The sequence below is a fragment of the Trinickia sp. Y13 genome (assembly GCF_029522115.1).
Classification (GTDB): Bacteria; Pseudomonadota; Gammaproteobacteria; order Burkholderiales; family Burkholderiaceae; genus Trinickia.
Genome location: NZ_JAKWFK010000005.1, coordinates 115284 through 127098 on the forward strand (window position 1 = coordinate 115284; position 11815 = coordinate 127098).

General features: G+C 63.6%; 8 protein-coding genes. 4 read left to right on the plus strand and 4 right to left on the minus strand.

Translation table 11 applies throughout. The annotated features are described in order from the left end of the window. Window positions 1–76: 76 nt before the first annotated feature. Window positions 77–1195 (plus strand): 3-deoxy-7-phosphoheptulonate synthase, encoded by a 1119-nt coding sequence (locus MMB74_RS11350; protein ID WP_277428733.1) that lies wholly within the window; start codon window positions 77–79, stop codon window positions 1193–1195. A gap of 38 nt (window positions 1196–1233) precedes the next feature. On the opposite strand, the gene MMB74_RS11355 is transcribed toward MMB74_RS11350, so the two are convergent. The 3 genes from MMB74_RS11355 to MMB74_RS11365 form a co-directional block, all read right to left on the minus strand. Next, the gene (locus MMB74_RS11355; protein WP_277428734.1) at window positions 1234–1824 is read right to left on the minus strand and encodes a YSC84-related protein; all 591 of its coding nucleotides are present in this window, start codon (window positions 1822–1824) and stop codon (window positions 1234–1236) included. A gap of 127 nt (window positions 1825–1951) precedes the next feature. Next, on the minus strand, window positions 1952–4072 hold the full coding sequence (locus MMB74_RS11360; RefSeq protein ID WP_277428735.1) for a D-(-)-3-hydroxybutyrate oligomer hydrolase: 2121 nt from the start codon (window positions 4070–4072) through the stop codon (window positions 1952–1954). Between the two features lie 121 nt (window positions 4073–4193). Continuing rightward, complete coding sequence (locus tag MMB74_RS11365; protein ID WP_277428736.1) at window positions 4194–5186, minus strand: LysR family transcriptional regulator; 993 nt, start codon at window positions 5184–5186, stop codon at window positions 4194–4196. A 162-nt stretch (window positions 5187–5348) separates the two neighbouring features. On the opposite strand from MMB74_RS11365, the gene MMB74_RS11370 reads away from it, so the two are divergent. From MMB74_RS11370 to MMB74_RS11380, 3 genes are all read left to right on the plus strand, one after another. Beyond that, window positions 5349–6305, plus strand: a complete 957-nt coding sequence (locus MMB74_RS11370; protein WP_277428737.1) for a hydroxymethylglutaryl-CoA lyase — start codon at window positions 5349–5351, stop codon at window positions 6303–6305. Beyond that, window positions 6302–7450 carry a CaiB/BaiF CoA-transferase family protein gene (locus MMB74_RS11375; protein WP_277428738.1) on the plus strand — a complete coding sequence of 383 codons (1149 nt, stop codon included), beginning with the start codon at window positions 6302–6304 and terminating at the stop codon, window positions 7448–7450. Before MMB74_RS11370 ends, MMB74_RS11375 begins: the two co-directional genes overlap by 4 nt. Before the next feature lie 168 nt (window positions 7451–7618). Next, window positions 7619–9034, plus strand: coding sequence for an MFS transporter (locus tag MMB74_RS11380; protein ID WP_277428980.1), 1416 nt, complete (start codon window positions 7619–7621; stop codon window positions 9032–9034). Window positions 9035–9048: 14 nt separating this feature from the next. Here the strand turns inward: MMB74_RS11380 and MMB74_RS11385 are convergent, their stop codons facing one another. Continuing rightward, window positions 9049–11601, minus strand: coding sequence for an EAL domain-containing protein (locus MMB74_RS11385; RefSeq protein WP_277428739.1), 2553 nt, complete (start codon window positions 11599–11601; stop codon window positions 9049–9051). Between the last annotated feature and the right edge of the window lie 214 nt (window positions 11602–11815).

The following is an 11815-nucleotide window of genomic DNA, read 5'->3' on the forward strand; positions in this document are numbered from 1 at the left end:
TTTGGTGTTTCGGCCGCTGTTGGCCGCGTCGCAAGTGCCATAATCGACGCCTCTAATGCGGCCCGGAGCGACGGTAATGAGAAACATCGACAATCCCTCACACGATCTAGAAGTCGGCGTTGCGGACGCGACGCAAGACACGACCCGAATCGACGACGTCCGCATCGGCGCGGTGCGTCCGCTGATTTCTCCCGCGCTCCTGCAAGACGAACTGCCCGTGCCGTCCGACGTGCAAACGCTCGTCGAGCGCACGCGAGTGGAAATTGGCGACATCCTGCACGGCCGCGACGATCGGCTCGTGACGGTGGTCGGCCCCTGTTCGATCCACGATCACGATCAAGCGCTCGATTATGCCCAGCGCCTCAAGGCCGCCGCTGCGCAATGGCGCGACGAGTTGCTCATCGTCATGCGCGTGTATTTCGAGAAGCCGCGCACGACGGTGGGGTGGAAGGGCTACATCAACGATCCGCGGCTCGACGGCAGCTTCCGAATCAACGAAGGTTTGCGCGCCGCGCGCCGGTTGCTGCTCGATATCAACGGGCTGGGGCTGCCGGCGGCAACCGAGTTTCTCGACTTGCTGGGCCCGCAATACATCGCCGATCTGATCGCATGGGGCGCCATCGGCGCGCGCACGACGGAGAGCCAAAGCCATCGCCAGCTGGCCTCGGGCCTGAGTTGCCCGATCGGGTTCAAGAACGGTACCGACGGCGGCGTGCAGATCGCGGCCGACGCGATCGTCGCGGCGCGTGCGAGCCACGCGTTCATGGGTATGACGAAAATGGGCATGGCCGCGATTTTCGAAACGCGCGGCAATCAGGACGCCCATGTGATCTTGCGCGGCGGCAAGCAGGGGCCGAACTACGATCGGGCGAGCGTCGAAGCATGTTGCGCGGCGCTCCGATCGGCCGGGCTGCGCGAACAAGTGATGATCGATTGCTCCCACGCCAATTCGGGCAAGGCGCACGAGAAGCAGATCGACGTCGCGAGCGATATCGGCGAGCAGCTTTCGAGCGGCGACACGCGCATCATCGGCGTCATGATCGAGAGCCACTTGGAGGCCGGCCGCCAGGATTTGAAGCCGGGCGTGCCGTTGCGTCACGGCGTGTCGATCACCGATGCCTGTTTGAGTTGGGCGCAAACCGAGCCAGTGCTCGAGTCGCTCGCGCAGGCCGTGCGCAGGCGGCGCTCCCGCTAGCGCTGCGTCGGGCCCACGGCGCAGCGCCGTGCCGTGCCTTAGATCACGAGCCGTGAGATCTTCGTGCCTTCCAGCGAAACGCCGGCCATCAATCCCGCGTTCGTGAGCACGAACGCTTCCACCGGACCCGTCGCGGTCGACGTGTCGACATTGCCGTTCGCACCGACGCGCACCACGGCGACGGTGGCGTCGACCCCGGCCGCCCAGCCTTGGCTGTGCGTGAATTTATCGAGGGCCTCTTGCGTCATGAAGAGCATGATGATGGCTTTCGACTGCGCGCCGATCTGCAGCCCGAACGAGGCCGCTGCAATGCTGTAATAGCCGCTCGTTTGCCCGCCGATGCGTAGCGAGCCTTGCCCGTATTGCCCGCCCACCCAGAAGCCTGCGGAGATGACCGAGGGGAACACGAGTACGCCGCGCGCGCTGCTGACGAGCTCGCGCGACCCACGCACTGTCGAGTAAAGACGAGCGAGCGTTGCGTCGACGTCGGCGTCGATCGACGCGCGCCGTCCGGCGTTGGCCTCGGGCGTGGCGCTCGAGGAGGGCGGCGTGGTCGTGCATCCCGAGAGCGCGAGTCCGCTCGAGGCGAGCGCGGCGCCCGTCAGTGCGATGAATCGGCGGCGTTGCATGAATCCTCCTGATAAGACGCACGATCGGATGACGGCCTGTAGCGAGATGCGTGGCACTCGGCACAGGCCGCAAGACTACACAATACGAAGACACCTCAAACGCCGCGGGAGTTCAGTCTTATTCGTCTCAATGAGGGACCTCCACCACGCCGTGGCGCGCCTCGATCGCGTTGCTGCCCGGGTTCGATTGAATCGCGGGCAAGTTGGCCGTGGACAGGGCCGGGGCCGCACCGGGCGTGCCGCCGCGCGGCACGGTGCGGATGACTTGCGACGGCGGCAGCGGCGCGCCCTCGTGCAAATGACGCCACATGAGGTCGAGCGCTTGGAGGTAGTAGTAATGGACCGGCACGAAGCGCGTATCGAAACCGGGCACGCCGAGGAACGCGTCGAAGTGCTGGCCGTTGGTTACCTCATACAGCGAGACCTGGCTGCGTCCGCCTTCTCGCAGGCTGTTCGCCGCGAGGTAAGCGCGCGAAGCGTGATTGATCGGGACCAGCGCGTCGCTGCGGCCTTGGACGAGAATCGCGGGCTTGCCGTGCAAGTCGGCTTCGACGCTGACGGCGCGCACACTCATGCGCATACGCGGGTCGTGCTGCGTCCAAAGGCGGCGCATGCATACGGCGCCCGCAAAGCTTGCGTCGGGCGTAGCGAGCCGGTGATCGGCCGCTGCCGTCGTCCCATCGCCATAGACGAGGCTGATGCCATTGGTCGGGGGAATCCCGTTGCCGAGGCCGAAAACGGTCGGCATGGGCGAGACGGCCGGCGGCACGCCTGCCGCGCCCGTCGCCGGGTTCGTCGTGCCGAAGCTGAAGCCGCAAAGGTTATCGAGCACGCTCGAGCGCGTATAAGCGTTCGCGTAAGTTACGGCGACGGCCGGCTCGGCCTGGGAGTCCCACATCGGTGCTTGCAGCAAGTCCGAATCGGCTTCGTAGCCCGCGGCATGCAGTTGCGCGAGCGCATCGTCGGCTTGCGCTTGCAGGTCGGCGCCTTTCACGTAGCCGGCCGCCGCGAGCGAGGCGCAGCGCGCTTGCCGAATCGCCGTGGTGCGCGCAAGCGGTAGCGCGGTCAGATAAGGCGCACCGGTTGCGGCTTGTGCAAGCGCCGCGCACGGTTGCAGCAGATTGGCGAGCGTCACGTAATCGGCCAGCGGTTTGCCTGCTTGAGCGATCGGCTGGCCGCCTTCGAGGACGCGAGCTCGATGGGGCATGTCTACGTTGATCTGCGGCTCGCCCACGACGACCGCCGTGATCCACCCGCGTTTGTCTTGCTCGGCTGCGGCGAGCGATGCGCCGCCGCCGTTGCTGACCGAGGCGGCGATCGTCGTGATGCTGCCCGGCTCATAGCGCACGCGATGGTGCGAGCCCGCGGCGGCCGGACCGAATTGGTGGTTCAACACCCAGTAGGCGAATTGAACCGCTTCGAGCGTGTCCGTGCCCCAATCCTGCTCCGGGTTTTGTTGCGAATGAGCGTGTTTGAATGCGTACCGATAGGGGAAGGCTGCGTTGTAGCGCGCGAGGTCGCTCGCGCTCGCATCGACCGTGAACAGGCTTTTCTTGCCTGCGCTCGCGGCGTCGGCAAGCAGCCCGTCGATGAGCGTGACCTGCCCCGTCATCAGATCTTGCGCGCCGTTGCCCGAGCCTTTGTCGGTATAGGCGACCGCGCAGCCGCGCTTGAGCCCCCATTCGCCTGCTGCGGAAATGGCGCCGTAGACGCCTCGCGAGCCCGACGATGTCGCGGTGACGATGCAAGGTTTCTGCGGATCGAATTGCGTGGGCACTTGCACCATCAACGTGACGTTTTGCTTACCGCTGCCATTGTCCGCATAGGCGATGTATTCGGCGCCGGCGATCTTTCCTTCGCCGAGGGTGTCGTTGCCGTCGACGTCGATATTGGGACCCCAGAATCGTCCATAACCGCCATTGGCCGTCATATCGACGAGCGCGCGGTAGTTCGACCAGATCGCTAGCCGGCGCAATTCGGCTGCGGTTGGGCTAGCGGGGTTCGCGATCGTGGGTGCGGGCCCCGCGAGCCCGGTTTTGCCGAGCCCGGCCGTGAGCAAGTCGTCGCTGACGCCGTCGTAGGTCGTGGCGCTCAAGCTGCTTGGGACGACGAACCACGGCAAGCGATCGACATGGGATCGCGCGCCGTCGCGATCATCCGCACGCGCCGTGGACGAGAACGATGCGCAGGCAATCGCCGCGCCCGTGAGTAGAACCGCAAGGGGAGTTGCAAGAGGAGTGGCTTTCATCGGTGTCTCCATGCAATGCTTGTTGAGCGTGGGCGCGCGGTGCGCCGTTTTTCGATGCGAAGACCCTGCGTGACACTGCCATGACATCGACGCGCAGCACGAGCGTGAAGAGCGGGGCGCGTTACCGTCGGTCGATCACGCGATTGTGAGCAAACTTGCTGGGGCCATCAACTTTTGTTTTCCCTGCGACGTTCGCAAGCCCATTATTAGCGTGAACAGGCCCGAGTGCCGTCAAATGTTCGACGAGCCTCTGGGCGGCCGGCTGCAATGCTTCGTAGTCCTTGAAGCACACGGCGAATCGGCGCTCGGCCCATGCATCGGTCAGCGCAACGATCTTCACGTCGAAAAGCCGGGCGTAGGTTCGCCCCACTTCGGCAGGCACGACGCTGATGCCGAGGTTGGCCGCCACGACGCGAAACGTTGCGTCGAGCGTGGAGACGATCATGCGATACGACACGCTGCGTCCCAGCGCGGCTGCGGCCCGGCGCAGCATGGTGTGCACGGCCGTCGACGGCGGCAAGCCCACATGCTCGTAATCGAGCGTTTGCTCGAACGAAAGCGATGTGTGGCGCGCAAGCGAGTGGCCGGGATGGACGGCCAACGCCAAATGGTCGTGCCGGTAGGGGCGGTGCGTGAGTCCCTGCAGATCGGCATTGTCCCAACAGACGCCGATCGAGGTTTCGCCGTCGCGCACGCGCCGCACGAGTTCGAGCGAGATTTGCTCGTCGACGCTGACCTTCACGTTCTCGTGCTCGGGCTGACGCAGAAACGAGGCGATATCGTCGAGCAACGTCTCGGCAATGGCCGATGCCGATGCGCATACCGTTACGCTGCCGACGAGCCCGCGCTTGAAACCCGCGACATCGTTGGCGATCCGCTCCATCGTAAAGAGCGCGGTGCGCGCATGTTCGAGCAGGACGATGCCGGCCGGCGTCGGTTGCACGCCGCGGCGGGTGCGCACGAGGAGCGGGACCGCCAGATCGTTTTCGAGCTGCGCGATGCGTTTGCTGATCGCCGACGGCTCGATGTGCATTTCTTCGGCGGCCCGCGCCATATTGCGGTGATCGCAGACCGCCACGAACAGGCGCAGCGTCTTCAAGTCGATGTCACGCATTGGAATGCCCGTGGGGTATGAAGTTGAGATGCGGCTTGTTGGGTTTCCGATTTGGAATGTCTCCGCTTCCAAAATAACGCTTGATGGACGAGCGGGAATGTCTAAAGTTAGCACACGGCCGGCGAGTAAGCGACCGGCGAATCACCGGAGACGATCTTTACGATGAAGTCATTCCCTACCCGCGCAATCGTCAGAGAAGTGGGCCTGCGCGATGGTCTGCAGAGCATTCGAACGATCCTGCCCACGGCTCGAAAATGCGAATGGATACGCCGGGCCTACGAGGCGGGTCAGCGCGAAATGGAGGTCGGCTCGTTCGTTCCCGCCCGCTTGATGCCGCAGTTGGCCGATACTGCCGAGCTCGTCGCCTACGCCAAGCGCTTGCCGGGCCTGGTCGTGTCGGTGCTCGTGCCGAACTTGAAAGGCGCGGAGCGTGCGTTCGAAGTGCAAGCGCATGCGCTGCTCGTGCCGTTATCGGCGAGTCGCGCACATAGCCTCGCCAACTTGCGCCGGACACCGGACGAAGTGATCGCCGAGATCGCGCGGATACGATCGGCGCGCGACGCATCGGGCTCGCGAACGCGTATCGAGGTGGGCATCAGCACGGCCTTCGGCTGCACGATTCAAGGAGAAGTGACGCAGCAAGAGGTCCTGCGTTGCATGCAGGCCGCACTCGATGCGGGCGCCGATCAAGTTGGCTTGGCCGATACGGTGGGATATGCGGGGCCTGGGGCCGTGCGCGCCCTGTTCGAGAAAGCACGCGGCATCGCAGGGCAAGCGCTGGCCTGCGCGCACTTCCACGATACGAGGGGCCTTGCATTGGCTAACGTCTATGCTGCGCTCGAAGCCGGTATCGAGCGGTTCGACGCATCGCTGGGCGGGATCGGCGGCTGTCCCCATGCGCCCGGTGCGAGCGGTAACGCATCGAGTGAGGACCTCGTCTTCATGCTCGAAGAGATGGGCGTGCATACCGGCATCGACATCGAACGTTTGCTGGCGCTGCGCGCTCAATTGCCCGCTTGGTTGCCCGGCGAGACGTTGCACGGCGCGCTTGCGCGAGCCGGTTTGCCGAAGCCATCGGCCACGGGCACCTCCCACCCTCTTGCGAGCGAGATCCAATGAGCGCCGCGTCCTCGCTACCTCTCTCGGGCATTCGTGTCGTCGAGTTCACGCATATGGTGATGGGGCCGACCTGCGGCATGATCCTCGCCGATCTCGGCGCCGAGGTGATCAAAGTCGAACCGCCCGGCGGCGACAAGACGCGCCGGCTTCCGGGTCTGGGGATCGGCTTCTTCCGCACCTTCAATCGCAACAAGAAGAGCGTGGTGATCGACATCGCGACGCCGCAAGGGCAGGCGCAGGCCGCCGAACTGATCGGCGAATGCGACGTGGTGATCGAGAACTTCCGGCCCGGCTTGATGCGCGAGTTCGGGCTCGACTACGAGACGCTCAGCGCACGCTACCCGCGGCTCGTCTATGCATCGCACAAGGGCTTTCTCCCAGGGCCGTACGAGAAGCGGCTCGCGCTCGACGAAGTCGTGCAGATGATGGGCGGCCTCGCCTATATGACCGGCCCGGTGGGGCGCCCGCTGCGCGCCGGGGCCTCGGTCAACGACATCATGGGCGGCATGTTCGGCGCGATCGGGATCTTGGCGGCGCTGCGCGAGCGCGATCGAACGGGGCGCGGGCAAGAAGTGCAAAGCGCGCTGTTCGAAAACTGCGTGTTCTTGTGCTCGCAGCATATGCAGCAGCATGCGATGACGGGCGAGCCGCTGCCACCGATGCCGGCGCGCGTGTCGGCGTGGAGCGTCTACGATGTTTTCACGCTGGATCAAGGCGAGCAATTGTTCGTCGGCGCGGTTAGCGACAAGCAATTCGTCGCGCTATGCGGGGTGCTGCAACGCCCCGACTTGGCGGCCGAGCCGCGGTTTGCGACGAACGCGCAACGCGTGGCGGCGCGCGGCGAATTGATTCCAATTCTCTCCCAGCTTTTACTGGAGCATCGCGTTGCCGAACTCGTGCCGAAGCTCGAAGCCGCGGGCATCCCCTATGCCCCGATCGTGCGGCCCGAGCAGTTGCTGGACGACCCGCATCTGAAAGCAAGCGGCGGCCTTGCCCCGATGACGACGGAGGACGGTGGCACGACCGACGTCGTGTTGCTGCCGTTGACGATGGGCGGCCGGCGGCCGGGGGTGCGGCAGGCGTTGGCCCGAATAGGGGAGCACACCCAGGAGATATTGGGGCGGATCAAAGCGCGAGTGGGATAGCGAAGCGATCGCATCGCACTGGGCCCTTTATCGTCGCCATTGGCCAGCGATTTTTACGTTCGGCCAAGAGCGGTTTCACTTAATTTAGTAGTCCTAATCGATTAATCGATTCCGCCGAAGATGCGGAACCTCACGGAGACAAACATGCAACCTATAGTGGATAGCGGTATGCTGCCGCTCGCGCGAACGACGTTCGACGACGCGGCATTAGCGGCGCCGCGCCTGGCCGCGCGGATCGATCGGCTGCCCGCATCTCGTCATCTCTGGCTGCTCGTGTTCCTCATCTCGATCGGCGGATTCTTCGAAGTCTACGACCTGATTTTCACGGGGTATATCGCCCCGGGCGTGGCCAAGAGCGGTTTGCTGAAGACGACGACGGCGGCGTTCTTTGGCCTGAACGGGATCGCGGGCTTCATTGCCGCCACCTTCGCGGGTCTATTTGTCGGCACCTTCGCGCTTGGATGGCTGCCCGATCGCTACGGACGCCGGTCGGTGTTCACCTTTTCGTTGCTCTGGTACTCGTTTGGCTCGATCGCGATGGCGTTGCAGCATACGTCGGAAGGACTGGTGCTCTGGCGGTTCATCACGGGGATCGGCGTCGGCATCGAGATCGTGACGATCGACAGCTACGTGACCGAACTCGTTCCGCAATCGATGCGCGGTCGGGCGATGGCGTTCAATCAGGCGGTCATGTTCATGGCCGCACCCGTCGCCGCGCTGCTCTCGTACTGGCTCGTACCGACGAGTGCGTTCGGCCTCGAGGGATGGCGGTGGGTGATGCTGGCCGGAGCGGGCGGGGCGGTGCTCGTTTGGTTCATTCGCAGAGCCGTGCCTGAAAGCCCGCGTTGGCTGGCGGCGCATGGGCAATTCGAACGCGGCGAACAAATCGTGTGCGAGATGGAGCACAGGGCGCAAGCCGACTTGGGGCGGGCGTTGCCTGAACCTGCTTCGGTGTTGCAGGTGCCCCCGCATCGGCGCGCGTCGTTGGCCGAACTTTGGCAAGCGCCTTATCGCGCTCGCTTGGCGCTCCTGATCGTCTTCAACTTTTGCCAGGCGATCGGATATTACGGCTTCGCGAACTGGGTGCCGACGCTGCTGGTGGGACAAGGCGTGACCGTCACGAAAAGCCTGTTGTATTCGTTCGTGATTGCGATCGCACTTCCGATCGGGCCGTTGCTCGGCATGTCGATCGCGGACCGGATCGAGCGCAAATGGATCATCGTTGCATCGGCGTTCGCGGTCGTTGTCTTTGGTTTGCTGTTCGCTCGAGGCGGCGCGGCGTCGTGGCTGATCGTCCTGGGGGTGCTGATCAGTCTCGCGGGGCAACTGATCTCGGTTTCATATCATGCGTATCAGGCCGAATTGTTTCCTACGGCCGTGCGCTGCCGCGCAAACGGCATCGTCTATTCGGCGAGCCGTGCCGGCGCGATGATGTCGGGGTTCTTGGTGGCTTCGTTGTTGCGCGACTTCGGGGTGGGGGGCGTGTTTGCCGGAATCACCGCATGCATGGTAACGGTGATGATTGCGATCGGCGGGTTCGGCCCCCGAACCAACGGCATTCAGCTGGAAGTGCTGTCGCGGTAAGAGCCGTCCCGCAGCTACCGGCCGCTGCGAGCCATTTGCAGGTCGGAGTCGAGTTCGAGTTCCGGCCTCAGATAGCGAGGCAGCGATGCGATTTCCAGCTTGCGCAACGGCTTGCTGTAGAGAAAGCCCTGCGCCACTTCGCAACCGTGCATCTCGAGAAACGCCGCTTGTTCCGGCGTCTCGACGCCCTCCGCGACGACGCGATGCCCGAGGCAGCGCGAAATCGACAGAATGGCTTTGACGAGTTCTGCGTGACGAGAATCGGTCGTGACTTTCTGCACGAAAGAGCGATCGATCTTCAGCGTATCGATTGGGAAGCGGGCGAGGTAGCTGAGCGCCGAGTACCCCGTGCCGAAATCGTCGATCGCGATCGAGCTTCCCATTTCCTTGAATGCGGCCAGGGCGCGCGTAACGGATTCGTCTTCCTCGAGCAGCAGGCTTTCGGTGATTTCGAACTCGAGCCATTCGGGCCGGCAGCCCGTTTCGTCGAGAATCCTTTCGACCGTCTGCACCAAACCTCGCGCCTGAAACTGCCGGGGCGAGAGATTGATAGCGACCGTGTGCCGCGCCGCGCTCTCCGTGTTCCACTCCGCAGCCGCTCTGCAGGCCTCGCGCAGCACCCATTTTCCGAGGTCGATGATGAGTCCCGTTTCCTCGGCGACGGGCACGAATCGATCCGGCGGAACGAAGCCCGAACCGGCGCGATTCCAGCGCAACAGCGCTTCCACGCCGATGACTCTCGCATCGCAGAACGCAACTTGCGGCTGATAGTGCAGTTCGAGTTCGCCTTGATCGATTGCACGCCGTAGCTCTGTTTCCAACTGCAAGTTCGATGTCGCTTCGACGGTTAGCTCGTTCGTGTAGAAGCGAAAGCCGCGACGGCCCGAGCGCTTGGCGAGGTACATCGCCGAATCGGCGTATTTGAGCAGATCGTCGGCGTCGGTGCTGTCGATCGGGAACAGCGCAATGCCGACGCTGCACGAGATGAACACCTCTTTGCCGCCCAGAACGAAGCGCTCGCCGAGGCGGTTGATGATCGCGGTCGAGATCTGCTCCAGCGTGCGGCGATTGCGCGCATCGGGCAGCAGAATGGCAAATTCGTCGCCGCCGAAACGCGCGACGGTATCGACGGGCCGTACGCTTTCGAGCAGCCGAATGGCCGCCTCGCGCAACAGCTCGTCGCCGACCGCGTGGCCCAGCGTGTCGTTCACGCCTTTGAAGCGATCCATGTCGATCATCATCACAGCCGTCAGCCTGTCCTGCTCGCTGGCGTCCGTTATGCGACGCAGCGCTTCATTGAACATCGTCCGGTTCGGCAAGTCCGTCAGCGGATCGTAATACGCCATGCGATGAATCTTCTCTCTCGACGCATGCAATTCGCTGATATCCCGGCCTACCGCGAGCACGGTTTCCACGTCGCCGTTCGGCCCGAATTCCGGCGTCAGCCGGATCAAATGGCACAACTGTTCGCCGTCGCCTGGCCGCCATTTCAGTTCGAATTGACTATCGACGCCGGTAGCGATCACCCGTGCGATTTCTTGCTCGTACCGCGCGGCGCTAGGGCCGCCCGGGAATTCGGACGGCATCTTGCCGAGCACGGCCTGCTCGCCGCCTGGCGCATGCGACGCAAAAGTGGGATTGACGTACAGACGGCGAAGATCGCGGTTGTAACGGGCGACCGTATCGGGCGAATGTTCGACGAGCGTACGGAATTCGCGCTCGCGCTTGGACAATTCCAGCGCCTGTTCCTCGAGGTTCTTATTCAACTCGAGAATGCGGTCGTATTGAGCTTGCAGCTCCGCACCGGCCCGATTACGCTCGGTAATGTCCAAAATTGCGCCGATCAGCCCAGCCTGGCGGCCCTCCGCGTCGTGAAACACAGCCTTCGTGAATTCGACTTCTCGGCCTTCCTTCTTTGCATTGCGCGCTTTGAATTCATAACGCTGAATGCCGCCGTGCGTAAATAGCTCTTCGTCCTTTTCGAAATAAGTTTTCGCCATTTCGGGCGGATTGACTTCGAATACGGTCTTGCCGACGAATTGCGCCTTCGAAATCCCTAAGAAATCTTCGAACGCTCGGTTCAGTTGAAGATAGCGCCCGTGCCTGTCTTTGGAAAAGACCGGAATCGGAATCGTGTCGAGCAGCGATTCGAGGAACGATTCGCGTTCGCGCAGCTGCGCCTCGGCGTGGATGCGCGCGGTGATGTCGAAGCAGATCGCGAGAACGCCCGGTATGCCGTCTTTGGCGGGATCGGCCGCCAACTGGACGAGGTAATGCTGACGTTGCGCCGAGGGCAAGCCGTCGAATGCGAGCTCCATCTCGCGCGCGACCCCTGTGGCGGCAACTTCCCGGATTGCATCGAGGTAGCGCCGGTAGCGCGGGGCGGAAAGCAGTTGAGCTTCGCTGAGCAACACGTGCGAGCCGCCCGACAAGGCGGTCATCATTGCCGTGGCGGCACGATTCATGTAGCGTCGCTGGCCGCTTGCATCGTAGCGAATGACGGCGATATGCAGATCGCCGACTGGCACACGGTACTCGTCCTCGCGGTCCATCTCAGGGTTTTCCATGCCGTCCAAGTGGCTGTTCGTCCAAGCAGTGCCGCTCAGGCTGCGGTTCCCGAATCGGCTGCGTCGCTGCGCGCCGAAGCTGCGCTCTCTGCCGGGATAACGGCAGGAATGTGGGATTTCTGAAGTGTGCGGACAACCCTAGCGTTAGGCGGGAAATCAGCAGCGGGCCTTGGCCGGGCGGTTTGCGTGCCCTTCCTGATGTCGGGCAAGCGCG